Below are 26009 nucleotides of genomic sequence, written 5' to 3'. Positions count from 1 at the left end.
ATGCTGGCGAGCATTATGTCGGTATTGAGGGAGGGCGGCAAACGGCTCCGCGGGGGCGGAGCCGTGAGGTGTCGCCTAGAAGGTGAATGCGGTCTGTAAAGCGGCGCCGTATTCGGCGGAACTGACCAGGCCCGACAGTTCCAGGTGGATGCCAAAAGGCGAAAGGCCAACGCCGGCGGTGAACTGGGTTTTCTCCTGAACACCATAATCGGTCCCGGTTTTAGCCAGGTTCTGCCGCACGCCAGCGCGCAGCTGTAAGGTCTCGAAGATGTTGAATTCCCCGCCAACCGCCAGCCACTGGGTTTTATCGTCATAGCCGAAGGACCGCGTCGGCGTCAGGTCGAGATCGACGGACAGGGTATGCCAGTCGGTGGACTGGGAAAGCCCGACTGTTGCTTTCGGATCGAGATGGAAGGTGCGGCCGTACACCGAGTCCAGTTTCATCGGGATAACGTTGCGAATGCTCAGGCCCGCTACCCACTGACTCTGTTCCCCAAACTGATAGGCGGCGCCGATATCGGCATTGAAGCCATTTTTTCGGGTTTCGTAGTTGGCAGCGTGGAAGTTTGAGCTGTCGAAACTGCCAACGTCCTGTTTATAGTCAAAGGTCCGCAGTTGCACGAATTTGGGCGAAATGCCCAGGGCGATCTGATGGTCGTTAAGGTCGAACTGGTGGGCGAAACTGATGCCCGCTTCGCCGACGGCGGCTCCGACGACCGTGCCGTAGGACTGGAGCCTATAGCCACCGGTACCGGTGCCGCTGGTGTCGATCGAAGTGGCGGGTGTCCCGTTGGCAATATTGTTCAGGTAGGTCAGGTCGCTGGCTGCAATGTCGCTTTGGGCGGTGACTCGCAGGGTGGCATCACTGAATACGCCGACGGAAAGGGACTGGCTAGGCACCTGCAGGGCGATGCCCAGTCCGGCGTCACCTCGAACGGTATCGTGGTTGAGGTCGCGTAGCTGGTTTTCCAGCGTGGCGGCGGACTGCTGCACGGCGGTGCTGTTCAGGGCACTGAGTGCGCTGTTGAAACGGTTGATTTCGTCCTGGATGGCGTTGATCTGGTCGATCACTTTCTTGTCGTCGGCATAGCGGGCGTTCGCTGAAGGCAGAACCAGTGCAAAATCGTCTGCACTGTCACTGTGCTGACGAATGGCCAGCAGGGCCGGGTTGGCGAAACTGGCGTCCGACGGTAGCGCAGAAGCGACACCGGTGCCTCCCATGGCAAATGAACGTGCGTCACTGAAAAGCTGAGGACCTGCATAAGCTGTGGAGGTCAGGGTGGTTATGGCGGCGGCCAAGGCCAGGCGTCGCATCGACATGCATATACTCCCGAACAAACTGCTGATATCTGATGGTTGTCTGGACGGTCTATGACGAGTCCGTCAGCTTCTGATTTTAGTTCAGGTCTCGAAGGGTATTGGGGCCGGCGGGGAAAATCTTGTTACCAATTGTCAGGAATCGTTGCCCTGGGCGCGCTTTTGCAAGGTGGGGATCGGGTAACGTCGACCGCTGCCGAAAAAGCGGCGAACCCTTGCCGCATCGGCAAGTAGGCTTTGGGTTAACATCATGATTTTCTGGCTGAAAATGTTGGCATGGAATTTTCTATGCCCTTCTCAGGGAAATTGCGTACCCGTGACGAGTGGCGGCGGGTTGCCGCGTTCGTTCACGCACCGGGTGGAGACTGATTATGAAAAATCGCGGATGGTTGATAGCCGCGTTCGCTGTGCTGCTGGGAGGTTGTTCTGGGCTGCAGTCGCCGCAGAATAATGTGTCAAAGGTGGATCTCGAACCCGTGGTCATACGGGTGAGCGGTTATGGCACCTACGACAAGCTGGGTGATCGTCAGGATCCCCGCAAACATCTGTTGGCCATGCGAGCCTCCAAGCTCGACGCCTATCGCGCGCTGGCCGAGCGGGTCTATGGCACCGTGATCTATGGCAGTTCCACGGTCAATGACTTCGTGCTGCATAACGACGTGTTTCGGGCCTATGTGGATAGCTATATCCGCGGCGCCAAGGTCATTTCGGTCAACGAGCATGCCGACGGTGTGGTCGAAACGGTGATGCAGCTCAAGCTGGAGCCCCGGTTCCGTGCCTGCGTAGCGCACCTGACGCCGGAAGAGGTCGCGGCGAATTGCCCGATTCCGATGCCCCGGGGAAATGACGCCAGTGGTGACGTCGCCTCCGGTAAAAAGGGTGTCGATTCGCTCTACTATCTGGACCAATAGTGGGTGTTCACATGTCGTGTCGTCTTGGCGTTCTAATTGCGACGGTTGTCTTTCTGATGGCTCCGACCGTGTCCGCCCAATGGGTCCAGGCAGGGGGGCAGGCGGTGATTCGCCATGGAGACGTTGATAAGGCGCGAGAAGAGGCCCGTAACGCGGCGCTGCGTGATGCAGCGCTGCAGTTCGAGGCTCAGGTGGACTCCAGCGATACCATGGAAAACGGTGTGCTGACGAAGTCCAGTCTGACCGTTGCCAGCCAGGCCAGCGCACGACAGGTGAAAGTGCTTAGCGAGCACCGGGAGGGTGATGTCCTGCGGCTGGTATTGCTGGCGGACATGCAGGCTGGAAATTCCCGTTGCACAAGTTCAGAGGCTGCCGGCTATCGCAAGCGTGTGGCCGTCGCGGGATTTGCTTTGTTGCACCCGGCCCAGGCCGGAATGGGGGCGCTCGACAACATTGGCCGGGCGCTGCCGGCCGCGTTATATCAATCGCTGTTGCAGACGAACTCCGTGGAGCCTTTTTCGATCGGGCGCCGCGATCTGTTTCAGGATGTCGGCGATGCGCCGACGCGTATCGAGCCCGACAATGTCGTGGATAAAACGTTGCGTCTGGCGCGGGAAATGAATGTTCAGTTTGTGGTGGCCGGTGTCATTCGGGATATCGGTCTGATCGATCCCAATGCCTGGGGTACTTCGATTGTCGACCGAATGGTGCGGGGCGTCGGACTCTCCAATACGCGCAGGCACTTCGTCGTCGATATCTTTGTGTATGACGGTTTTAGCGGCAGCATCATCGACGAGCGGCAAATCGCCGTAACGGGCAAGTGGAACATCGACAAAACCACGGACGTGGGCTTTGGCTCTGCAGCCTTCTGGCGGACCGATTACGGGGACGCGGTGCGTGGTGCCATTGGCCAGATGCGGGACGTGGTCACCCAGGCTATCGCCTGTCAGCCTTTTATGACACGTATCAGCCGCGTCGACAATAAGACGGTCTATCTGGCGGCGGGAGCGGGTTCCGGTATCCGACCCGGCGATACGCTGAAGCTTTACCGCACCTACCACTTTCAGGATTCACCAGACAGCATGCCGGAGTTGCAGGATACGCACACCCGGATGCGGGTGCAGCAGGTCAATCCCGAGTTCAGTCGCGGTGTTATTGCCCGAGACGCTTCGCAATTGAACCTGCAGCAGGATGATGTCGCGGTTATTTGGTAGATACCGGTTTGGGCGCAATATAGCGTAGCCAAAGCAGACCCAGAACCGCTGACAGGAAGGAACCGAGCAGGATGCCCAGGCGGTCGGTCGAGGCATAACCGCTGGCGTTCGGGTCGAAGGCCAGCGAGCTGATAAACAGGCTCATCGTAAACCCGATCCCGCAAATCAGCGAAATGCCGTAGAGGTGTCGCCAGGTGGCACCTTCAGGCAGTTTGGCGGCCCCAACCAGAATGGTTGCTCCGGCGAACAGGAAGACGCCGAGTTGCTTGCCGAAGAAGAGGCCTGCAGCAATGCCCAGGGGGATGCCGTCAAGCAGGTTGTGCCAATGGATGCCGTTCAGTGAAACGCCGGCATTGGCAAAAGCAAACAGAGGCATGATACCGAAGGCCACGGTGCGCTCGATGCTATGCTCCATCTCCACCGACAGCGGGCGTCCGCTTTCGCCTTTGACGCGATAGGGAATGAACAGCGCCAACACTACCCCCGCCAGTGTGGCGTGGACGCCGGACTTCAAAACCGCCACCCACATCACCAGTCCGACCAGCAGATAGGGCGCGACTGCCGCTACCTTCAAGCGATTCAAGATAAACAGCGCCAGGATCATCGCGCCGGCGACTGCCATGGATATGGCTGACAGGTGGTCGGTATAGAAAATGGCAATGATGATAATGGCGCCGATGTCGTCGACCACCGCCAGAGTTGCGAGGAAGACCCGCAGCGCCGGAGGCACCCGTGAGCCCAGCAGCGCGAGAATACCGAGCGCGAAAGCAATATCGGTTGCGGCCGGAATCGCCCAGCCGTTAAGGGCAATCGGGTCGTGGCGGTTGAGCGCCGCATAGATCAGTGCGGGTATCAGCATGCCGCCAAGAGCGCCCATTGCCGGCAAGACGATCCGGCGGGCACTGGAGAGGGAGCCCACCAGCATTTCCCGTTTCAATTCCAGTCCGACCAGGAAAAAGAACACTGCCATCAGTCCGTCGTTGATCCAGAGCAGCAGCGGTTTTGCGATTTGCAGCGCGCCGACCCGTACTTCCACGGGCGTATCCAGCAGCGCGTCATACCAGCTTTTCAGTCCGCTGTTGGCGAAGATCAGGGCCAGTACGGTTGCAATCAGCAGCAGGACGCCGCTGGCAGAGCCGCTTTGCAGAAATCGCTTCAATGCTGAGGGCATTCGGTTCTCCGATAAACGATGGAACGCGTCGTCCCAAGGGTCATGAGAGGGCATGTTACCAGCTGCAAGCGTCAGGGGTATTCGTGGATTTCACCGAGGAGCTCATTTGCAAAGTTGTCAGCCAGACAATATTATTTAGAAAAGTTGTTTGAAACAGGTTTTCTAAATATGCGTCGAGCTCCTGATAACGCCCAGAACGAAAGCACCCGCCAAGCCCTTTTGCTGGCAGCTGGTGAGGTCTTTGCTGAGCATGGTTTCCAGATTGCCCGTATGCGGCAGATTGCCGAGCGGGCGGGTGCGAACCTGTCGGCCATCAACTATCACTTCGGCAGCAAGGAGGGGCTATACGAGGCCGTGCTTGACGCTGGGGCAAAGGATGTCATCGGGCGCTATCCGCTGATCACCGAGGAAACCCGGGCTATGGCGCCTGAAGAGCGCTTTCGTCACTTGGTCCGCAACCTGTTACGGCGTTTTATTTCGCCACATACCCCGTCGATGATGTCGCGATTGATGGTGCGAGAACTGGCGAATCCGACCAAGGCATTGGAGCGTGTGGTGGAAACGATCAGTAAACCCCAGATGCAGGTCGTGGCGGTCCTGGTCAGGGAATTGATGGGCGGAGAACCCGACATCGATGTTGTGCGGCGCTGTACGTTCAGCGTGGTGGGGCAGTGCCTGTTCTGTCTGTTCGGGCGGCCGCTATTGTCCCGTCTGGCGCCGGAGGTCTATGCCTCCGAAGAGGGGATCGATACGCTGGCGGCACATATAGCGCACTTTTCGCTGGCTGGTATCGCGGCCTATAGCGCGGTGGATGCGGGAGACGCGTCATGATAAGCCGCGGGCGAATGCTGTGGGTGTTCCTGATGGCCGTGCCATTACTGGCTGGGTGCGATCACCGGTCTCCTGCCGCCTGGCAAGGCTATGTCGAAGGAGAATCGTTGTTTATCTCGGCGCCTGTTGGCGGAACCTTGCAGACAGTTACCGTGAATGAGGGGGAGCGGATAGCCAAGGGGCAGCGGTTATTCTCGCTCGACCCTGCACCGCAGTCCGATAATCTGGCGCAGGCGAAAGCCGGCCTGTCCAGGGCGGCGGCGCAGCTGGCCGATATGGAAAAGGGGAAGCGGCCGCAGGAGCTGGCAGTTATCCAGGCCCAATATGCGGAGGCGCGGGCAGCCGAGCGGCTATCGAGTTTGCAGTTGCAGCGAGCGGAGGCCTTATTCCAGCGGAAACTGGCCAGCCAGTCCTCGCTAGACGAAGCGCGAACGACGGACGCCCGCAATCGGCATCAAGTGCAGGCACTTGCTGCGCAGCTGCAGGTGGCGAAACTGGCCGCCCGGCCGGATCAGTTGGACGCGGCCCGGGAGCAATTACATTCCGCGCAGGCCTTGGTCGATCAGGCCCGGTGGCAGTTGTCCCAAAAACAGCAGGATGCTCCCGCCGCGGGCCTCGTGCAGCAGGTGCTGTATCGGCCGGGTGAGTACGTTGCGCCAGGGCAGCCCGTTATTGCCCTGTTGCCGCCGACACGCCTGAAAATCCGTTTCTTCGTGCCAGAACCGGCGCTCTCGTCGCTCCAGCCGGGAGCCCGGGTTAAGGTGAGTTGCGACAGCTGCAAGCCGTTTGAGGCGACAATTCGCTATATCAGTCCGACAGCGGAATACACGCCTCCTTTCATCTACAGCCGGGACAACCGGAAGAAATTCGTCTACCTGGTGGAAGCCTGGCCTGGCGCCGAACGGGCCGTCACCCTGCATCCCGGTCAGCCCGTCGATGTGCGTCCGGAGGATGGCCATTCCGGGATAACGCCATGACTGGGCAGGAGGCGATTATCGATGTCCGGGGGCTGTCCAAGTCGTTTGGCGACAAGGTGGCCGTCAATCAGGTGAACCTGAAGGTGCATAAGGGCGATATCTTCGGGTTCCTTGGTCCCAACGGCAGTGGTAAGACCACCACGATCCGTCTGCTGTGCGGTCTGCTGACGCCGGACGCCGGTGAAGGCCAGTGTCTGGGGCTGGATGTCCTCGCCGAATCCCGGCGGATCAAGCGCCAGGTTGGTTATATGACCCAACGTTTCAGCTTTTATGAAGATCTGACGATTCGGGAAAACCTGGATTTCGTGGCGCGGGTCTACGGCATGTCCGGACGTAAGGCGGCAGTCGACGAGGCGTTGCACCAGTTGGGGCTGGAACAACGGCAGCACCAGTTGGCGGGCGATTTGTCCGGCGGCTGGAAACAGCGTCTTGCCCTCTCGGCCTGCATGCTGCACCAGCCGAAGCTGTTGTTGCTCGACGAGCCCACCGCCGGGGTCGATCCCCAGGCGCGCCGCGACTTTTGGGATGAGATCCATCGGTTGTCCGGACGGGGTATTACCGTGCTGGTCTCCACCCATTATATGGATGAGGCGGAGCGCTGTAACCGGTTGGGATACATCGCCTATGGCCACCTGGTGGGAGAAGGCTCCCCCCAGTCGTTGGTTGAGGAATCCGGTTTGGTCACCTGGCTGGTCGATGGCCCGGATATTCACCGGGTGGCAGACGAATTGCGGCAGTTCCCCGCGGCAGAGCAGGTGGTGCCTTTCGGTAACCGGCTCTATGTGTCAGGTACCGACGAAAAGGCGCTGGGGCAGGCGTTGCGGCCATTGATGCAACAAGCTGCGTTCCATGTCGAGCGTACCGAGCCTCGTTTGGAGGATGTGTTTATTCGTCTGATGAATACGTCCCGGGAGGAACGTTGGTGAGCGCTTTTTCCCTCTACCGTTTGTGGGCTGTGGTGCTGAAGGAGTTTGTGCAGCTGCGTCGCGATCGTCTGACGTTCGCTATGATGATCGGCATTCCACTGATCCAACTGACCCTGTTCGGTTTCGCCATTAACTCCGACCCCAAGCACTTGCCGCTGGCAGTGCGTAGTGCCGAATCCACGCCCTATACCCGCAGCATCATCGAGGCGCTGGTGCATACCGATTACTTCACCCTGGTGCGTCTGACCGACTCTGAAGCGGAGGCCGATCGTCTGCTCGCTGAAGGCAAGGTTCAGTTCGTGTTGGCCATACCACCGGGATTTACGCGGGCATTGCTCCGGGGCGAGCATCCCGCCCTGTTGATGCAGGCAGATGCCACGGATCCGTCTGCCACGGCCAACGCGCTGGCAGCGGTACAACAGATCGAGGGGCAGGCGCTTACGCACGACCTGACGGGACCCCTGGCACATTTGAAGGGCAGGGCCGGGGCCTTCCAGATTGAGTTCCACCGGCGCTATAACCCGGAAGGAATCACCCAGTACAACATCGTGCCTGGGCTGATGGGCGTTATCCTGACCATGACGATGATTATGATGACGGCGCTGGCGATTACCCGCGAACACGAACGCGGCACCATGGAAAACCTGCTTGCGATGCCCGTGCAGCCGCTGGAGGTCATGATCGGTAAGATCGTGCCCTATATCCTGGTGGGCTACGTGCAGGTGGCCGTCATTATGGCCGCGTCGAAATGGGTGTTTCAGGTGCCGATGGAAGGCTCGATGCTGTTGCTGGTCGTCGGTATCCTGGTGTTTATCCTGGCCAACCTGACGGTCGGCATTACCGTGTCCAGCGTGTCCCGCAATCAGGCGCAGGCCATGCAGATGTCGTTCTTCTTCCTGCTGCCGTCGATCCTGCTGTCGGGGTTCATGTTCCCGTTTCGCGGGATGCCCGAATGGGCCCAGGTCATCGGAACGGCGTTGCCGCTGACGCATTTTCTGCGCTTTATCCGCGGACTTCTCCTGAAAGGCAACGACTGGGCCCTGGCCTGGCCGCACCTTTGGCCGCTACTGCTGTTTATTCTGATCGTGATGGGGGTGGGGTTGTTGAGGTATCGGCGGACGTTGGATTGATCGGATCCGGCAGCCTTTGAACCCCGGTATAGGTTCCTATAAAAAACGCTCCAACAGGCCGTTCAGGTACCGTTGACCGGTAGGCGTTGCCTGCAGTCTGTCGGCGACGATCAGGCCGTCCCGGCGAGCGCGCTCCAGCGGTTCGGCGATGACGTCCAGTGGTAGCCCCGTGCGGGCTTCGAACTGGCTTTCTTCAGTGCCTTCCCGCAGGCGTAGCGCATTCATCAGGAACTCCAGCGGTCGTTCATCCCTTTCGATCTCCTGCCGTCCGGCCGTGCGACTGCCGACGCGATTCAGGTAGGCTTGGGGCTGGCGGGTTTTCCAGTAGCGCTGGATAAGGTTCTTATCGGGCCAGGTGATTTTGCCATGCGCGCCGGCACCCAGGGCCAGGTAGTCACCGAAGGTCCAGTAATTCAGGTTATGGCGGGCCTCGCAGCCTGGGCGGCTCCAGGCCGAAATTTCGTAGGCATCGTAGCCGGCACTGCGCAGCGTGTTGCCCCCTGCTTCGTGGATCGCCCACAGTGTGTCGTCCTCCGGGAGAGCGGGCGGGCGGCTGTAGAACTCGGTATTGGGCTCGATGGTGAGCTGATACCAGGACAGGTGCGGCGGTTCGAAAGACAGGGCCGTTTGGAGGTCCTGGACGGCGTCTTCCTCATCCTGGTCGGGAAGGCAGTGCATCAGGTCGAGGTTAAAGTTGTCGAAACCGGCGCGTCGAGCAGCGTCAATGGCACGCTTGGCCGCCTCGCTGTCATGGATGCGACCCAGATGCAGCAGGTGGCGATCATTAAAGCTTTGGATGCCGAGGGACAGGCGATTGATGCCGGCAGCGCGGAAACCTTCAAAACGGGATTGCTCGACGGTGCCGGGGTTGGCCTCTAGCGTGATCTCGGCATCGTCTGCGAAATCCAGAAATCGTCGCAGTTGTCTCAACAGCTCCGTATAGAAGGCTGGTGACAGCAGCGAAGGCGTGCCACCGCCAAAAAAGAGGGTGTCGACCTGCCTTCCCTGCACCGCGCCCAAATCTTCCTGCAGATCTTCGAGCAATGCCTGCAGATAGGCGTCTTCTGGTAGCGATCCGCTGGCAGCGTGTGAGTTGAAGTCACAGTAAGGGCACTTGCGAACGCACCAGGGAACATGGATGTAGAGACTTAGCGGCGGCGCTTGCAAACCGCCGGGGGGCACGATGGCGTTCAAGTCCGCTCCGTACGCAGCGCTTCCACCAGTTGGCGCAGTGCCTGGCCGCGATGGCTCAGTTGGCTTTTTTCGGCGCGACTCAACTCCGCCGCGGCACATTGACGTTCAGCCACCCAGAACAGGGGGTCGTAACCAAAGCCCTGTTCACCTCTGAGGGCGCTCAGAATCCGGCCGTGCCAGGTGCCGTGACAGATGATGGGCGTCGGATCCTCGGCATGTCGCAGATACACGAGAACGCAGTGGAACGATGCGGTGCGCTGTTCTTCGGGGACGGCCTTGAGGGCCTCCAGTAGCTTGGCGTTGTTGTCCGCGTCGGAGGCCGTTTCGCCTGCGTAGCGGGCGGAAAAGACGCCGGGTGCGCCGTCCAGGGCATCCACGGCCAGTCCCGAATCGTCTGCCAGTGCTGGCAGGCCCGTGATGCGGCTGGCATGACGGGCCTTGATCAGGGCATTTTCGACAAAGGTGACGGCGGTTTCCTCTGCCGGCTCGACGCCCAGGGTTCCCTGTGCGGCCAAGCTGAATCCCAGGGGTGACAGGAGGTCGGTGAGTTCGCGAATTTTGCCGGTATTGTTACTGGCCAGCACCAGTGTGGTCTTTTCGGTCATTGAGACGGCCTGGTCGTTGGGCGTTTTGTCGCCGCTTATCTAATCGTTGAAAAGCGCCTGGGCAAAGCGAATGGCCAATGGCGAGCCGGTGCCTATCGGTGTTGCCTTGATATGAAAAGTCAGCATGTCCCCCTGCGTAAACTGGAAGGGTGCGATGTAGTAGACCGCTTTGCCTTCGGTCACCGCGCGAAAATTCAGGGTGGTGAATTGCTGGATATCATTGTTGACCTGCCCTTCGACAGTGGCCTCGACTGGCTCCTTGTTCGCCGCGTCGAGAGGCGTGACGGCGATGGTTACCACGCCGATCGCCTTGGAACGCGTAATCTGATAACGCTGGGCAATCGTCGGCGTCAGGAAGGCGCTGGGCAGGGCATTGTAGTGCACGCTGTAGTGGTCGAAGTCGACTTTCTGGTCGGCCTGGGCGCTCGGCGTCATGCTGCCGAGTATCCAGAGCAGGCAGAGATTCCCGAGATGTTTCAGACCACGGCGTGACATAGCGACGTCCCTCAGCGGGTAACCCGGTAGATGGCGAACTGGCCGAGCATGTTGGGCCACAACTGACTGAGCCAGCGGTGGCGGTATTCTTCGTCCACCACGGTCCGGTTCAGGATCTTGATGTGCTTCTCCTGACAGAGCGCCTCGAAATCCTTGAACGTGCAGAAGTGGATGTTCGGCGTATTGTACCAAGTGTAGGGCAGGGCCTGGGAGACTGGCATACGGCCGCGGCGAATGAGATACCAGCGCAGGCGCCAGTAAGCAAAGTTGGGAAAGGTGATGATGCATTCCCGTCCCAGTCGCAGCATCTCCTCCAGCATGACATCCGGTTCACGCACAACCTGCAGTGCCTGGGTCATGAGCACGGTGTCGAAGGAGGCGTCCCCGAAATTGCCCAGACCATTGTCCAGATCCTGCTCGATCACACTGACCCCGCGGCGCAGGCAGGTGGTGATGTGGTCGTGGTTGATTTCCAGGCCGTAGCCCGTCACTCGCTTCTCCCGTTGCAGGAAGTCGAGCAGGGTACCGTCGCCACAGCCGAGGTCGAGTATGTGGCTGCCGGGCTGAATCCATTCCTGGATGATTTCCAGATCAACGCGCATCGGCGACCTCCTCGGAAATCCGCGTCATATACCCGGAAAACACGTCCAGATAGCGTTGCGTCGGAATCAGGAACGCGTCATGTCCCCAGGGTGCTTCGATCTCGGCGTAACTCACCCGCCGGCGTGCTTCGATCATGGCGTTGACCAGTTCTTCCGAGCGGGCGGGGGAGAAACGCCAGTCCGAGCTGAAGGAGATCACCAGAAAGCCGCATTGGGCCTGCCGCATCGCCTCGGCCAGGTTATTGCCGTAGTCGTAGGCCGGGTCGAAATAGTCCAGCGCGCGAGTCATCAGCAGATAGGTGTTGGCATCGAAGTTTTCGGAAAACCGCTCGCCCTGATAGCGCAGATAGCTTTCCACCTGGAATTCGGCGTCGTAGCCGAACTTGAAGGCCTGATCCCGCAGTTCCCGACCGAATTTCTCGCCCATGGAGGCATCTGACAGATAGGTGATGTGGCCAACCATCCGGGCCAGCATCAGGCCATGGCGGGGAATGGTGTTGTCTTCGTAGTAGCGGCCGTCGCGGAATGCGGGGTCCGAGGTGATGGCCTTGCGGGCAACCTCGTTGAAGGCAATGTTCTGTGCGCTAAGGCGTGGGGTGGACGCGATGACCACCGCATGGCGCAACCGATCCGGATAGGAAATGGCCCATTGCAGCGCCTGCATCCCCCCGAGTGAGCCGCCGACCACGGCTGCCCAGCAGTCGATACCCAGACGGTCGGCCAAACGGGCCTGACTATCGACCCAGTCCCGCACCGTAACCACGGGAAAGTCCGGTCCATAGCGGCGTCCGTTGGCCGGATTGATGCTGGTGGGGCCGGTGCTGCCATGGCAGCCACCCAGGTTATTGAGGCTGACGACAAAGAAACGGTTGGTGTCGATGGGTTTGCCCGGGCCGATACAGGTATCCCACCAGCCCGGTTTACGGTCTTCGGGGCTGTGATAGCCTGCAGCATGGTGATTGCCGCTCAGGGCATGACAGATCAGGACGGCATTGCTGCGGTCGGCGTTGAGCTCCCCATATGTCTCGATAACCAGGTCATAACTGGGTAAGGACCGCCCGCCTTGTAGAGGCAGCGGCTCATCGAAATGCAGGGTACGGGGTTCCACAAGCCCAACGGAATCGGGCGGCAATGAATCGGGCATCAACGCAATTCAATCCTGGCGGTCCGAAGAAAGGGGGCTGCGCTGAAACAGAGCAGTGACGGACAGGGCAGTTTATCGATGGCGGGGGCAGGACGCAAGGTAAGGCGGCGTTATGCCGCCCCGGAGGCGGCCTCTCAGGCAATGCCGGACAGGCTGACGACTTTTTGCTGCACGAGCGTGGGTGCCGGTCGCCGAATCTGGCGCTGGATGTTGTCGGCCAGCTCCATTTGGCGGCGCAGATCGGCGATGGCGTTCTCCAGGTTTTCACGTTGTTCGCGCACGCTCTTGTCGCTTTGCACCATTCCGTGCAGGCGCTTGATCTGCTGCTCCAGCAACTGTTTCTGCTCCATGGAAAACTGAATGATGGGAAGCAGGGCCTCTTCAGGCCAGCGTTCCACATCCTCCTGGGCCTTCTCATAGAGACGGCGCGCCTCAGAGACGAGCGTATTGAAGAATCGCTTGATCAGCAGGGTCTGTTCGGTGAGCAGGTTCCGGGGATCGTGGCGGAACCGATCCGCCTTTTTGCGCAACTCCCGGATAGCGATGACGTGGCGTCCCGCCCGCAATGGAATTGGCTCCAGGTGTTGGGCGCCGGCTTCCTCGTTGTAGCGCTTGTACATGGAGGAAACCATCTTCTCCGCAAGCTTGCCTTCCGCCAGCAGGTTGGTGAAGTCATCTTCTATCAGGCTGAAGAAATGGTTCATCGCCCGGCTCATGCCCAGCGACGTCCAACTTTCCTTGAGCAATTGCCGTGTCTTAGCGACGTGATCGTCGAATCGCTCGCGGTTAACCAGTTCGCTCAGGATTCTACCCTGGGACTGCATCAGCCGGCGGCTGGAGCGTAGCGTGATGAGCTTCTTGTAGTAAAAATCGTAATCGCCCTGTGTGCGGTCGGCGAGCCGGCGTAGGGCGTCGCGATCGATATGCTGGTCGGCGCAGATTGCCATTTCCTCGTTCAGGGCGGCGAGGCGCGCCTGCATGGCCGCATGGCTGTTTTGCAGCATGCCGAGCATATCGTTGATCAGGTTACGGGTGATCAACTGCTCCTTCTGCACGAGGATGCGGTCGATGATCAGTTTTTCCAGGTTGGGCAGCCCACTACGCTGGCGTAGGGCCTTGTCGCCGCGAACCTTGCCGAGCAGTCCTTGCTTGGCAGAAATCGGAATGACATCTTCTGCGGGTATGCCCAGGTGGTCAGCCGTGTAATGCAGCACCTTGTCGATGGACGCCTGGGTGTAGTTATCGCCTTGGAGATCGTCCCAGAGCACGTCGATCTTATTGAGCACGGCGAAGCGACCTGCGCGGTGGTCGGCATCTTCGGTGGTGATGTAGTCCTTCCACATCGCCATATCGCTTGCGGTGACGCCGGTATCGGCGCTGAGCAGGAAGATTACCGCATGGGCATTGGGGAGCATGCTGATGGTCAGTTCCGGCTCAGAGCCCAGGGCATTGAGTCCCGGTGTATCGAGAATCCTCAGGCCTCGCTCCAGCAAAGGGTGGCGAAGGCTGATGAGGGCATGGCGCCAGGCGGGAATCATCACCTGATCGCGATTCTCCCGGTCATGATCGAGCATCGCTTCTTCAAAACCGAGCGCGCGAGCTTCTGCAACCGGAACGCTCTTGGTTCTCGCCACTTCGGCGAGCACTTCGCGCATGATCTCCGGCGAACCGGTATCCAGTTCAAAGCGTTGCCATTGCTGAGGGTGCTTACGCCACTGTTGCAACGGAATGCTTTCGCGGCGGCTTTCGATGGGGAGCAGTAACAGGTAATCGCGCCCTTCAGCGCGGTCGAAAAACAGTTCCGTCGGACACATGGTGGTCCGGCCGGCTTGCGATGGCAGCATGCGCTGGCCGAAACCGGAGAAAAACAGGGCGTTGATCAACTCGGTTTTGCCGCGGGAATACTCCCCGACGAAGGCAATGGTCAGCTCGTCCTCGAGCAGCAGTTCGATGCCCCGCCGGATGCGCTGATGCACGTCATCGGAAAAAAGGTCGTTGTCCTGTAACCAGTTGCGGTAACGGGAGATCTGTTTGATCAGTTCCTTTTTCCAGGCGTGATAGGCTTCCACCTGATGGGACAGGTTGCCTGCGTGTTTCATGGGTGCTTGCCTTCTCCGGTTTACGGGCCCTGTCGTCTATATCTCCTGAGGGGAACACCTCTATATCTCCTTAGGGGAACACCTCGGATGCCGTGGGCAGTGAACGGGTTCGTCCGCTGTGCACAACGACAGTGCATTCAAGTATAGAAGCTAGTTCGCGGAATGCCCGGGCGCTGTGATGCAATCGACACTGGATCGTCGGTCCCGTTTACGGCGGTTCGTTTGCGATCAATTAATGGCGCGTAAACAATAAGTTGTCTGCGATGGGCTTGGCGTTTAATTTTGCGGGTTTTTGTCAGCGAATGTTACGCCGGGGATGCTGGGGAAGCATTGTGGCGCTGAGACTCGCAGGCGTTTTTGACGGGACGTTTCGCCACTCAGCAAGGCGATGTCGCGCTGGCGGACACCGAAGCTCTTGGCGAGGAATTTGAGTAAGTGACGGTTGGCCTTGCCATCGACGGGCGGCGCACTGATGCGGATTTTCAGGGCGTCGCCATGCAGGCCGATAAAGGCGTCATCCTTGGCGCCGGGTTGCAGGTGGCATACCAGGATGAGGTCATCACCTTGCCATTGATAGGGTTGCGGATTGTCGGTCATGCTAGCCGATATGGCGATGTCAGAACATGACGCCGATCTGTCCCATGCCCACGCCGCGAGCCAGGTACCCCACCATTAAAGAGGCAACCTGTATTGCCAGGAAGGCGATGATGGGCGAGAGATCCAGTCCCCCCATGGGCGGCAGCAGGCGGCGGAAGGGCCTTAAGACCGGTTCTGTCAGCTGGGCGAGCAATTGTGTGGCTGGGTGCGTATTCGTCGGCGCGATCCAGCTCAAAATCACCACGGCGATGATGGTCCAGTAGTAGATGCGGAGAATCAGCCCCAGCACCGTGACGATGGACCAGGCGAATATGGTGAGGATGATCGAGGCGTTGGAGGCGGTCAGCGAGAAGAATTCACTGCTTTGGGTCTGCGCGATCAAGATCAGAATAAAGCATAGCGCCTGCACCAGAATCGCCAGAAGCAGGGAGGCTCCGTCCAGTGCATGCCACGGTGGAATGATTTTCCGCAACGGTCGCAACACCGGGTTGGTGGCCTTCACCACGAACTGGGTGATCGGGTTATAGAAGTCTGCACGAGCCAGCTGCAGCAGGAAACGCAGCAGCACGATGGTCATGTAGAAGGTGGTTAACAGTTGCAGAGACGATATCAGTATCTGCGTCAGCATTGATGACTCCTCAATGGCGATTCGCCGGTGCAGGGAATGATGCGGGCGGCGCGGCCAGATTTCCAGTCCTGGCCGTTCGATTGCTTGATTAAAACGCTTTCATCGGGCCTGTCGCGTCGCCCCGAGTCTCTTCCCACGATCTTCTTTCGTCAGTCCTGGGCCTTGCCTAACTGGTCCGAGAGCTCCCGCGAGCGCAGGGCTGCCGCATCGAATGCCTTTCTGACCAGTTCCCGCAAACCGCCGTCTTCGAAAGTCTGAATGGCACGCTCGGTCGTGCCGCCGGGGGACATGACATTGCGCTTGAGCTGGGCCGGATCATGGGGGCTGGTGGCTGCCATTTCCGCGGCGCCTGCCATGGTCTGTATAGCCAGGCTGCGGGCCGTTTCAGCGGTCAGGCCGGCATCCGTCGCGGCGGACTCCAAGGCTTCCAGCATCAGGAAAAAATAGGCAGGGCCGCTGCCCGAAAGCGCGGTAACGCTATGCAGGAGCGCTTCGTCGTCAAGCCAGGTAACGATCCCGATACTGTTGAAGATTGCTTCTGCGGCAACCTTTTGTTCAGCGGTCACCGACTCCGTGGCATAGAGGCCCGCAGCGCCACGACCGACCAGGGCCGGGGTATTGGGCATGCAGCGTACGATAGGGAGATGGCCACCCAACCACTGGTCGAGGGTATCGGTTTCCAGGCCAGCGGCAATGGAGATGATCAGGGGCCGGGTGTTTTGCACCACCGGGGCGATCTCCTGGCAGATGTCCCGCATTACCTGCGGTTTGACGGCCAGGATCAGGATGTCCGCCTGTTTGGCACAGTGACGGTTGTCGGTGGTGCCGTTGACGCCATACTGATCGCGGATGGCGGTCAGGTGTTTGTCTTCCGGAGAACTCACCCAGATATTGGCCGCCGGAAACTGCTGCGCCACCATGCCGCCAATGATGGAGTTGGCCATATTGCCGGCGCCGATAAAGGAAATGGTCTGTGCTGTGTTCAAGGGTTGTGCTCCATGGTTTCGCAGGATGTCTTGGCTGGCTTGGGGCGCGCACCGAACAGGGCTGTGCCGATCCGCACAATGGTTGCGCCTTCGGTGACCGCGGATTCCAGGTCATCGGACATCCCCATCGACAGGGTGTCCAGCGTTGTCCAGTCCGGATGCTGCTCGCGTAGGGTTTCCAGCGTTTGTCGCAGAGTGGCAAAGCGTTGGCGAAGCTGCTCTGCGGACTGATCGGGGTTGGGGATGGCCATGAGACCTCGCAACCGCAGCCGCGGCAGGCTGCCGATATGATTCGCCAGGCTCTCCACCATTGTCAGCGTGGTGCCGGATTTCGTGTCTTCCCCATCGATATTCACCTGGATGCAGATGTTCAGTGGCGGCATGTCCGCAGGGCGCTGATCGTTTAGCCGGTCAGCAACCTTGGCGCGGTCGACGCTGTGCACCCACTCGAAATGTTCGGCAACCGGTCGCGTCTTGTTGGATTGCAACGGGCCGATGAAATGCCATTCAAGGCCCTTCAGATCCTGCAGCGCCTGTACTTTTTCGAGGGCTTCCTTGACATAGCTCTCGCCGAACCGGGTCAGCCCTTCTGCGGCGGCGGTCCGGATCTCGTCAGCGCTGCGTGTTTTGCTGACCGCAAGCAGGTGTACGCTGTCCGCGGGGCGGCCCGCAGCCAATGTTGCTTTTTGTATGCGCTGCCTTACGTTCCGAATGTTGTCTGCTATGCTGGACATTACCCTCTACCGGCATCGACGAGTGGGGTTACACGTTACCGTCAGGATACTGAGTTGCCAAGGCTTTCCCCTGTTTCGTGTGTCCGCCCGACTGCCGCTATATGAAGCTCAATAACACGAAAACGCAACATCCGATCAGAAAGTCTTTCGAGGACGCGTATGGATATTACTGAACTCCTGGCCTTTTCCGCCAAGCAGGGCGCTTCCGACTTGCACCTGTCATCCGGCCTGCCGCCGATGATCCGTGTGGATGGCGACGTCCGTCGCATCAACCTGCCGGCGATGGAGCACAAGGAGGTTCATGGGCTCATCTATGACATCATGAACGATAAGCAGCGCAAGGACTACGAGGAGTTCCTCGAGACCGACTTTTCCTTTGAAGTGCCAGGTGTCGCCCGCTTCCGGGTCAATGCCTTCAATCATAACCGGGGTGCCGGTGCCGTGTTCCGGACCATTCCCTCCAAGGTGCTGACCATGGAGGACCTGGGTATGGGGCAGGTCTTCAAGGATGTGTCCGGTGTTCCCCGGGGGCTGGTGCTGGTCACCGGGCCGACCGGTTCCGGTAAGTCGACCACCCTGGCAGCGATGCTCGACTACATCAACGATTCACGTTACGACCACATCCTGACAATCGAAGACCCTATCGAATTCGTGCACGAGTCCAAGAAATGCCTGGTCAACCAGCGTGAGGTTCACCGTGACACGCTGGGCTTCAACGAAGCATTGCGCTCGGCGTTGCGGGAAGACCCCGATATCATTCTGGTGGGCGAGTTGCGGGATCTGGAAACCATCCGTCTGGCGCTGACCGCCGCGGAAACCGGCCACTTGGTGTTTGGCACTTTGCACACCACCTCGGCGGCGAAAACCATCGACCGTATCGTCGATGTGTTTCCGGCGGAAGAAAAGTCCATGGTGCGGTCCATGCTGTCGGAATCCCTGCAGGCGGTTGTCTCGCAGACGCTGCTGAAGAAAACCGGCGGCGGGCGGGTAGCGGCCCATGAGATCATGATCGGTACGCCGGCGATTCGTAACCTGATCCGTGAGGACAAGGTGGCGCAGATGTACTCCGCCATCCAGACCGGTGGTGCCATTGGTATGCAAACGTTGGATCAGTGCCTGAAGAACCTGGTCCAGAAAGGGGTTGTCACGCGGGAAATTGCCCGTACCAAAGCGAAGACGCCAGAAAATTTCTAGCGGCTATTGCCCTTTGGGGCACGCAGTATTCGAAAAGCGACAGTGGGACAGATCCGGTGAGCCCTGAGATGGGCCGCCGGCTAGCGACTTGGGAAGACGGTCATGGAATTCGAAAAACTGTTGAAGCTGATGGTGGAGAAGAACGGCTCCGACCTCTTCATTACCGCCGGTGTACCGCCGAGCATGAAAGTGAACGGTAAGATGGTGCCGATCACCAAGAATGCGCTGACGCCGGAGCAGACGCGCGAGCTGGTGTACAACACCATGAACGACAAGCAGCGTGCGGAGTTCGAGGACAGCCATGAGTGCAACTATGCGCTGAGTGCACGGGGCATCGGCCGTTTTCGGGTCAGTGCCTTCTACCAGCGCAACCTCTGCGGCATGGTGCTGCGGCGTATCGAAGTGAAAATACCCCAGGTCGATGATCTCGGATTGCCTGAAATCGTCAAGGATCTGGCCATGACCAAGCGGGGATTGATTATCTTCGTCGGTGCTACCGGTACCGGTAAGTCGACATCGCTGGCGGCCATGATCGGGCACCGTAACCGCAACAGCCGCGGCCATATCATTTCCATCGAGGATCCGATCGAATTCGTTCACCAGCACCAGGGTTGCATCGTCACCCAGCGCGAGGTGGGCATCGACACGGAAAGCTTCGAGGTCGCGTTGAAGAACACGCTGCGTCAGGCGCCGGATGTCATCCTGATCGGCGAGGTGCGTACTAAACAGACGATGGAGTACGCGGTGACCTTCGCGGAAACCGGCCATCTCTGTCTGGCGACACTGCACGCCAATAACGCCAACCAGGCGTTGGACCGCATCATCAACTTTTTCAATCCCGAACAACACAACCAGATCTGGATGGACCTGTCCCTCAACTTGCGTGCTATCGTCGCCCAGCAGTTGGTGCCGACACCCGACGGCAAAGGGCGCCGGGCGGTTATCGAAGTTCTCGTCAATACTCCGTTGGCGGCGGACCTGATCCGTAAAGGTGAGGTACACCGGCTTAAGGAGTTGATGACGAAGTCCACTGAATCCGGTATGCAGACCTTCGATCAGGCGCTCTACAGGCTTTATGCCGAAGGGGCGATCACCTACGAAGATGCCCTGGCACATGCCGATTCGGCCAACGATCTGCGCCTGCTGATCAAGCTGGGAGCCGATGCAGCTGCGCCGGAAACGCTCTCTTCCTCCGTGGACAAGTTGTCGATACAAGGCGATTGAGTCCATACTCACTGTAAGGGCGGCAGCGGGATCGTTGCCGCCCCTCTGATAAGTGTTCAACATCATAATAAGGTCGGCCTGACCGACGTGCCTGATCGTGGTCAGTAAAAGGTACTTCTTTTCTGTCGATCGACATTGGACGACGGAGACTTGCGCCCGTACTCGTTACATTACGTAACAGTGAAATGGGGATTCAGTGCTTATACTGTGCGCCCCGTTAGATACGGAAAAGTCAGACAGGAGAAGGGGTTAGAGATGATAATCAATAATAATCGCGGTCGTGTTCTGCTGGCCGCATCCGTTTTTAGTGTGTTTCCGTCCCTCGCTTTCGCCGCTGGTTATGCACTTAATGAACAGAGTGCCAGCGCCATGGGCGCAGCGAATGCCGGTGCGGCAGCGGACCCGGAGAACGCATCCACCGTATTTTTCAATCCAGCCGGCATGACCCAGTTGAAGGGCACCCAGATTTCCTTCGGTGCAACCTTGCTTGACGTGACGTCGGATTTTCAAGGTTCGGCCACCAACACGGTCGGTAAGACCGTCACCGGAGGGGATGGCGGACGCTATGTTCCGCTGACCTTCGTGCCGAACTTCTATGTCACCCATCAGGTCAACGACTATCTGGCTGCCGGTTTTGGTGTCCATGTGCCTTTTGGCCTTAAGGGTAACTACGACAACGATTTCGTCGGGCGTTACTTTGGTGATAAGACCGAAATCGAAGTGGTCGATTTTCAGCCCAGTATCGCCATCGATACACAACAGGGGCTTTCCCTCGGTTTCGGGCTGGATATCATGCGCGCGAAGGGGACTTTGACCAAGTATCAGGACTTCAGCTATTACAACCAGCCTGACGGATACTTCGAAGCGAAAGGTTATGACTGGGGACTGGGATGGAATGCCGGTATTCTCTGGCAGCCCTTCGACAGAACCAACATTGGCATGACCTACCGCTCCCGGGTTGAGTTCAAGTTGCGAGGTCAGGCTACACTGACGGGCGCTCCGGTTGCGTTGACGGGCAATACCACCGGCGACCTGACGGAAAATGCCCGTGTGCCGCTGACCACTCCGGATACGCTGACGTTCAGTTTGAAACAGGGGCTGGCGCAGAACTGGGACCTTTTGGCGGGCGCGACCTGGACGGACTGGAGCCGTTTCCCCTCCCTGGCGATTCTCAGTTCCCAGCCCAACGCCGGGCAATACGGCACGATTTCGTTCCTGGGGTCGCAGACCTACAAGGGGAGTGCTGACCTGATCGGTTACGAAGCCGAGCATTGGCACAATACCTGGGCGTTCTCCATTGGTACGGCCTGGCAGGCAACGCCGGCATGGAAGTTCAAGGCTGGCTACGCCTACGATGAATCTCCGATTCCCAGCGAATACCGTAATGTACGGATACCGTCCACCGACCGTAACTGGCTGACGCTTGGTGCCCAGTGGAAGGATGTGCCGACTGGTTGGACCGTTGACGGTGCCTTCGGCTACCTGATCATTCGTGATGTGCACGTCAATGAAGTGTTGCACACCGTGAACGATCAGCCGGTGTCGGGCGCGGCGAATGTCCAGGGAACCTACAAGCCGAAGGCTTGGGGCCTCGCTGTTCAGGTCAGCAAGGCGTTCTGATAGAGAGCTGTCAGAGGCGAGCCTTTCGGTCTGCGCTTATAACGGCAAGCCGCTTTACAAAAGCCCGGTATCCCTGTGATGCCGGGCTTTTGCTCGTTATACTCGCTCCGTTTCAGTTGGGATAACCTGTGGTGCGACGGACGACGTTGATATTTTTTCTCCTGCTGTTGTTGGATCTGGCAGCCTTCTGGCTGGCCCTTTCCCATGGCGCGGTGACGATTGATCCGTTGGCGGGATGGACGGGACATCTTCCTGACTGGCAACTGACCATTCTCGAACAACTTCGCCTGCCCCGCGCCGTGGCCGGTATGACGGTTGGCGCTATGCTCGGTATGGCCGGTGTCCTGATGCAGGTGCTGTTGCGAAATCCTCTGGCAGAGCCCTATGTGCTAGGGATATCCGGCGGTGCCGCGGTTGCTGCGCTGGGGGCGCTACTACTGGGGTTGAGCAGTTTCTGGGTTTCCGGCAGCGCCTTTATCGGTAGCCTCATCTCCATGTTCATGGTTTTCCTGCTGGGCGGCCGCCAAGGCGAAACGCATTCGGAACGCCTGCTGTTGACGGGTGTTGTCGTCGCCGCCGGATGGGGCTCCATGATCAGCTTCATGCTGGCGGTTGGCCCAGACCAGTCGTTACGCGGCATGCTGTTTTGGTTGATGGGAGACCTGTCCCGGACATCTGCGCCCTGGTGGTCCATCGGCGTGGTTTTCCTGGCGCTGGCGGCGGGCTGGGTGATGGCGCCTGCGTTGGACCTGCTGGCGAGGGGCGATCAGCAGGCTGCTGCGTTAGGGGTGGAGATTCACCGCCTGCGTGCCAGTTGCTATGTGACGGCGTCGCTGTTAACGGCCAGTGCTGTGACGCTGGCCGGTCCCATCGGATTTGTCGGTTTGGTGGTTCCGCACCTGATCCGCCTGGTGAGTGGTGCCCGCCACCGGGTATTGCTGCCAGCCTCCATGCTTGCCGGTGGTGCGCTGCTGACCCTGGCCGATACGCTGGCGCGGACGATCATTGCTCCGCAGCAGTTGCCGGTGGGTGTGCTCACCGCGATGATCGGCGTCCCCTTGTTCCTGTATCTCCTGCGGCATCAGGGAGTCCGCGGATGACGATGCTACAATTGGACAGCCTGGTCTGCGGCCGGGGGGCGAGTCGGTTGGGCGCGCCCCTGTCACTTCAGGCCCAGGGAGGTGAGTTCTGGATGATCCTGGGTGAAAACGGGGTGGGTAAATCCACTCTGTTGCTGACCTTGGCCGGTCTGCTGCCCCCGCTCTCCGGCAGGGTCTTTCTGGACGGAATCGATGTTGCCCGATTTCCCCGTAAACTCCTGGCCCAGCGGCTCGGGATGCTATTGCAGCAGTCCGACATGACCTTTCCTTTCACCGTGCGGGAAGCGGTTTCCGCTGGCCGTTATGCCCACCGCAAGCCCTGGCATCCTTCAGCACCAGAGGATGGGGCCGCTGTCGATCATGCTCTGCGGGCCTGCGCATTGACTGAGCTTGCCGGACAGAGCGTGCAGCGGTTGTCCGGTGGTGAGCAGCGGCGGGTGGCTATCGCCACGTTACTGGCGCAAGAGGCCGGAGCCTTGCTGTTGGATGAGCCCGTCAATCCGCTCGACCTGCGCCATCAGTCGGATTTGATGGCGCACTTTCGGCATCTGGTCTGCTCAGAACGCCGACTGGTGATGATGTCGGTGCACGACCTCAACCTGGCAGCCCGTTTCGCCGACCGGGTGATCCTGATGTTCCCCGATGGCTCCGTCGAAGCCGGTGCCGCCAGCGAGCTGCTTACGCGATCCCGGCTCGAAGCTCTCTACCGTCACCCTCTGCATGAGATCCGCGATCAGGATACCCGGTTTTGGGTGGCCGGGGAGCGTGACTTGGCGGACTAAGTGATTCCTTATCCACAGGATTGGCTTGACGGGTTCGTCGTCGATCCGTACATTGCGCTCAGTTTAGAAAATGGATCGCGCGACGATCCCGGCGGATGCTGCATTGAGTGTCCGCCGCTGCATTCGGTGCTCGTATCACGAGTGAAACGGGAAACTGGTGGAAACCCAGTGCTGCCCCCGCAACGGTAAGTGACAGAGGCAATGATCGATGCCACTGTGTCCGTTGGAACGGACCGACCTGAGCCTGACTCGGGTCCGGACCGTGCCACGACACGGGAAGGCGTCATTGCCGGGCCATCCCAGATGGCCACTTCACGAGCCCGGAGACCGGCCGATTGCAGTGACAGCGGTGTAGCGGAGGGCTTCACCGGTGGACACTGCCTGCCAGTTCCGCTCGTTTTCCCTCCTCTCACCGGGCCTTTGATGCTGACCTTCAGGAAGCAAACCCGTGAGAGTAAACATTTCTATATCCCGTTCCCGTCTGGCCCAGGCCGTGGCGCTGACAGTCCTGTTGTCACCGCCCACGCTTGCTGACGAATTGCCGAACATGGTCGTTACCCCGACGGACACCCCCCAGTCACCGGAAGACGTCAACGCCTCCACCACGGTCATTACCCGCAGACAGATCGAGCAAAGCGGCGCCCAGAGTCTCGATGAACTCCTGGTCGGCGTACCGGGCGTGTCCGTGGCCAACTCTGGTGGCTATGGAAAACAGAGCAGTCTGTTTATGCGAGGCACCAGCTCCAACCATACCTTGGTGCTGATCGATGGTGTTCGCATTAACACGGCGACGCAGGGCGCCGCCCTGATCCAATACATTCCACTGGATCAGATCGAGCGTATCGAAGTGGTACGCGGGCCACGCTCCAGCCTGTACGGCTCGGATGCCATGGGAGGCGTGATCCAGATCTTTACCCGTAAGACCAATAAACCGTTCAGTGCGTCAAGCGCGGTGACCGTGGGGAATCAGGGCACGACCCACTTCCAGCAGTTTCTCGGCGGCAATGTGGATGGTACCCGCTGGAACCTGTCGTTGGGGACGTTCAAAACCTCCGGCCAGGATCAGTACCCCGGCTACGAGCCGGATAACGATGGTTACGATAACCAGTCGATCAATGCCGGCGCCGAGCATTCGTTTGCGGGGCGTTTGACCTTGGGAGCCAACCTCTATCGGGCTCAGGGCAACACGCAATTCGACGACCCCTACAACCCGGGCAACCTGCCCAATACCGATTTCGTCCAGCAGGTATTGTCGACTCACGCGAATTACCTGCTCTCCGATAGCCTGCTGTGGAAAACGCAGTTGTCCCGCTCGGAGGACCGCGACCGTGAATATGCCAAAGGCGTGGCGACGTCCAATACTATTGGCCGACGGGACACCTTGCGCTCAACGCTGGACTACGTGTTGTCCGAAAATGAGACGCTGACCGGTGGTATCGAGCGTAGCCAGGATCACGTCAAATCGTCGGTAGATTATGCGCAGACGGGCCGTTTCAACAACGCGGTTTTCGTGCAGTCGCTTGGCAGCCTGGGCGGGTTCAGCCATCAGCTGGCACTGCGCTATGACGACAATCAGCAGTTCGGTAGTGCGGTTACCGGTAATGCGGTGTTTGGCTATAAGGTGAGTAAAGGTTTCTCGCCCTACGTTAGCTATGGTACAGCTTTCGTGACGCCAACCTTTGTCGACCTGTATTACCCCAATTACGGCAACCCCAACCTGAAGGCGGAGAAAGGGCATACCCTGGAGCTGGGGGCGAAAGGACAATTCACTGACTGGCACTACACGGCGGATATCTACGAGTCCCGAATCCGCGACATGATTGCCTACACGGCGAGCTACCAGTTGGACAACATCAACAAGTCTCGAATCCGTGGCGCTGAAGTGTCTGTGGGCACGACACTGGCGGGCTGGGAGTTGAATCTGGCCGCGGGCTACACGGATGCCATCGACGACAGTACGGACCAGAAACTGATCCGTCGTCCCAAATGGAACGGGAATGCCAGTCTGTACAAGGAGTTCGGGCGCCTGGGTTTCCGCACCGAAGTGCAGGCGCAGGGCTACAGTTGGGATAACTACTACGACCCGTCGAATGTCTTCAGCAGCGGCCAGCGGGTGACTCTGGGCGGTTTCGCACTGACCAACGTGGCGCTGACCTGGCAGGCCCGTAAGGATCTTCAATTGGAGGCACGAGTGGACAATCTGTTCAATCGTGATGCGGTCACGGTGGCAGGCTACAGCGGTCGCAGCCGCCTGGTCCTGGGAACGGTGCGTTACACCTATTAATCGTTGCCGCGCCAGCGCTCGATCTCCGCTGCCGAGTGGCCCGCCAGACATGGACTTGGTGCCTCATGCGGCGCAATGCGCTGTGCTTATTGCGCCCTACAGCAGTGGCGGGAAGCTACAACGGGTTATCGATCCGGAGGTCATGCGTAGGGCGCAATAACCGAAGGGCATTGCGCCGAAAGGGTTGGTCTTGTTGCGTCCTGTGGCATTGGCAGGGCGTTGATTAAAATTCTATCAACGCCCT

Annotated in this window: 24 protein-coding genes and 1 riboswitch; of the genes, 12 read left to right on the top strand and 12 right to left on the bottom strand. The window is 59.2% G+C overall.

Annotated features, from left to right (window positions below):
- Window positions 1–75: 75 nt before the first annotated feature.
- Window positions 76–1320, bottom strand: a complete 1245-nt coding sequence (gene traF / locus CLR77_RS01830; RefSeq protein WP_097458879.1) for a conjugal transfer protein TraF — start codon at window positions 1318–1320, stop codon at window positions 76–78.
- Window positions 1321–1688: 368 nt separating this feature from the next.
- On the opposite strand from traF, the gene CLR77_RS01825 reads away from it, so the two are divergent.
- Together CLR77_RS01825 and CLR77_RS01820 are read left to right on the top strand one after the other, a co-directional pair.
- A complete protein-coding gene (locus CLR77_RS01825; protein ID WP_097458878.1) occupies window positions 1689–2228 on the top strand; it encodes an LPP20 family lipoprotein in 540 nt (179 codons plus the stop codon).
- Window positions 2229–2284: 56 nt separating this feature from the next.
- Window positions 2285–3442 (top strand): flagellar assembly protein T N-terminal domain-containing protein, encoded by a 1158-nt coding sequence (locus CLR77_RS01820; RefSeq protein ID WP_227519770.1) that lies wholly within the window; start codon window positions 2285–2287, stop codon window positions 3440–3442.
- Here CLR77_RS01820 and nhaA read toward each other — a convergent pair.
- Window positions 3432–4613 (bottom strand): Na+/H+ antiporter NhaA, encoded by a 1182-nt coding sequence (gene nhaA, locus CLR77_RS01815; RefSeq protein WP_097458877.1) that lies wholly within the window; start codon window positions 4611–4613, stop codon window positions 3432–3434. The two genes, CLR77_RS01820 and nhaA, sit on opposite strands and share 11 nt — an antisense overlap.
- 168 nt (window positions 4614–4781) lie before the next feature.
- Between nhaA and CLR77_RS01810 the strand changes: the two genes are divergently transcribed.
- From CLR77_RS01810 to CLR77_RS01795, 4 genes are read left to right on the top strand one after another with little or no spacing between them, the layout of a single operon-like run.
- Window positions 4782–5444, top strand: coding sequence for a CerR family C-terminal domain-containing protein (locus CLR77_RS01810; RefSeq protein ID WP_158227097.1), 663 nt, complete (start codon window positions 4782–4784; stop codon window positions 5442–5444).
- Window positions 5441–6421 carry an HlyD family secretion protein gene (locus CLR77_RS01805; RefSeq protein WP_097458875.1) on the top strand — a complete coding sequence of 327 codons (981 nt, stop codon included), beginning with the start codon at window positions 5441–5443 and terminating at the stop codon, window positions 6419–6421. The genes CLR77_RS01810 and CLR77_RS01805 overlap by 4 nt, the downstream gene beginning before the upstream one ends.
- Entirely contained in the window at window positions 6418–7347 is a 930-nt protein-coding gene (locus CLR77_RS01800) for an ABC transporter ATP-binding protein (RefSeq protein ID WP_097458874.1), read from the top strand. Before CLR77_RS01805 ends, CLR77_RS01800 begins: the two co-directional genes overlap by 4 nt.
- On the top strand, window positions 7344–8477 hold the full coding sequence (locus CLR77_RS01795; protein ID WP_198962637.1) for an ABC transporter permease: 1134 nt from the start codon (window positions 7344–7346) through the stop codon (window positions 8475–8477). The genes CLR77_RS01800 and CLR77_RS01795 overlap by 4 nt, the downstream gene beginning before the upstream one ends.
- Before the next feature lie 36 nt (window positions 8478–8513).
- On the opposite strand, the gene hemW is transcribed toward CLR77_RS01795, so the two are convergent.
- The 10 genes from hemW to CLR77_RS01745 form a co-directional block, all read right to left on the bottom strand.
- Window positions 8514–9671: a radical SAM family heme chaperone HemW gene (hemW, locus tag CLR77_RS01790; RefSeq protein ID WP_227519769.1), complete on the bottom strand. Its 1158-nt coding sequence runs from the start codon at window positions 9669–9671 to the stop codon at window positions 8514–8516.
- The gene (gene rdgB, locus CLR77_RS01785) at window positions 9668–10276 is read right to left on the bottom strand and encodes an RdgB/HAM1 family non-canonical purine NTP pyrophosphatase (protein WP_097458871.1); all 609 of its coding nucleotides are present in this window, start codon (window positions 10274–10276) and stop codon (window positions 9668–9670) included. Before rdgB ends, hemW begins: the two co-directional genes overlap by 4 nt.
- A 39-nt stretch (window positions 10277–10315) precedes the next feature.
- Window positions 10316–10771 carry a DUF4426 domain-containing protein gene (locus tag CLR77_RS01780; RefSeq protein ID WP_097458870.1) on the bottom strand — a complete coding sequence of 152 codons (456 nt, stop codon included), beginning with the start codon at window positions 10769–10771 and terminating at the stop codon, window positions 10316–10318.
- Between the two features lie 11 nt (window positions 10772–10782).
- Entirely contained in the window at window positions 10783–11373 is a 591-nt protein-coding gene (gene metW, locus CLR77_RS01775) for a methionine biosynthesis protein MetW (RefSeq protein ID WP_097458869.1), read from the bottom strand.
- The gene (metX, locus tag CLR77_RS01770; RefSeq protein WP_097458868.1) at window positions 11363–12517 is read right to left on the bottom strand and encodes a homoserine O-succinyltransferase MetX; all 1155 of its coding nucleotides are present in this window, start codon (window positions 12515–12517) and stop codon (window positions 11363–11365) included. Before metX ends, metW begins: the two co-directional genes overlap by 11 nt.
- Before the next feature lie 134 nt (window positions 12518–12651).
- The gene (locus CLR77_RS01765) at window positions 12652–14616 is read right to left on the bottom strand and encodes a dynamin family protein (protein ID WP_097458867.1); all 1965 of its coding nucleotides are present in this window, start codon (window positions 14614–14616) and stop codon (window positions 12652–12654) included.
- Between the two features lie 276 nt (window positions 14617–14892).
- Complete coding sequence (locus CLR77_RS01760) at window positions 14893–15213, bottom strand: DUF167 family protein (protein ID WP_097458866.1); 321 nt, start codon at window positions 15211–15213, stop codon at window positions 14893–14895.
- Between the two features lie 19 nt (window positions 15214–15232).
- Window positions 15233–15841, bottom strand: coding sequence for a YggT family protein (locus tag CLR77_RS01755; RefSeq protein ID WP_097458865.1), 609 nt, complete (start codon window positions 15839–15841; stop codon window positions 15233–15235).
- A 149-nt stretch (window positions 15842–15990) separates the two neighbouring features.
- Complete coding sequence (gene proC / locus CLR77_RS01750) at window positions 15991–16827, bottom strand: pyrroline-5-carboxylate reductase (protein WP_097458864.1); 837 nt, start codon at window positions 16825–16827, stop codon at window positions 15991–15993.
- Window positions 16824–17561, bottom strand: coding sequence for a YggS family pyridoxal phosphate-dependent enzyme (locus tag CLR77_RS01745; RefSeq protein WP_097458863.1), 738 nt, complete (start codon window positions 17559–17561; stop codon window positions 16824–16826). The genes proC and CLR77_RS01745 overlap by 4 nt, the downstream gene beginning before the upstream one ends.
- Window positions 17562–17720: 159 nt before the next feature.
- Between CLR77_RS01745 and CLR77_RS01740 the strand changes: the two genes are divergently transcribed.
- The 6 genes from CLR77_RS01740 (at window position 17721) to CLR77_RS01715 (ending at window position 25765) form a co-directional block, all read left to right on the top strand.
- Window positions 17721–18755 carry a type IV pilus twitching motility protein PilT gene (locus CLR77_RS01740; protein WP_097458862.1) on the top strand — a complete coding sequence of 345 codons (1035 nt, stop codon included), beginning with the start codon at window positions 17721–17723 and terminating at the stop codon, window positions 18753–18755.
- Window positions 18756–18857: 102 nt separating this feature from the next.
- Window positions 18858–19979 (top strand): PilT/PilU family type 4a pilus ATPase, encoded by a 1122-nt coding sequence (locus tag CLR77_RS01735; RefSeq protein ID WP_097458861.1) that lies wholly within the window; start codon window positions 18858–18860, stop codon window positions 19977–19979.
- A gap of 255 nt (window positions 19980–20234) precedes the next feature.
- Complete coding sequence (locus CLR77_RS01730) at window positions 20235–21599, top strand: OmpP1/FadL family transporter (protein ID WP_097458860.1); 1365 nt, start codon at window positions 20235–20237, stop codon at window positions 21597–21599.
- A gap of 128 nt (window positions 21600–21727) precedes the next feature.
- Complete coding sequence (locus CLR77_RS01725; protein ID WP_097458859.1) at window positions 21728–22699, top strand: FecCD family ABC transporter permease; 972 nt, start codon at window positions 21728–21730, stop codon at window positions 22697–22699.
- Window positions 22696–23481 (top strand): ABC transporter ATP-binding protein, encoded by a 786-nt coding sequence (locus tag CLR77_RS01720; protein WP_097458858.1) that lies wholly within the window; start codon window positions 22696–22698, stop codon window positions 23479–23481. The genes CLR77_RS01725 and CLR77_RS01720 overlap by 4 nt, the downstream gene beginning before the upstream one ends.
- A 107-nt stretch (window positions 23482–23588) precedes the next feature.
- Window positions 23589–23831: riboswitch (cobalamin riboswitch) on the top strand.
- 98 nt (window positions 23832–23929) lie between these two features.
- Window positions 23930–25765 (top strand): TonB-dependent receptor domain-containing protein, encoded by a 1836-nt coding sequence (locus CLR77_RS01715; protein ID WP_097458857.1) that lies wholly within the window; start codon window positions 23930–23932, stop codon window positions 25763–25765.
- Window positions 25766–26009 lie beyond the last annotated feature (244 nt).

The sequence above is a fragment of the Mangrovitalea sediminis genome (genome assembly GCF_002514725.1).
Classification (GTDB): Bacteria; Pseudomonadota; Gammaproteobacteria; order Pseudomonadales; family Oleiphilaceae; genus Mangrovitalea; species Mangrovitalea sediminis.
This window is presented reverse-complemented; position numbering and strand designations above follow the sequence as displayed.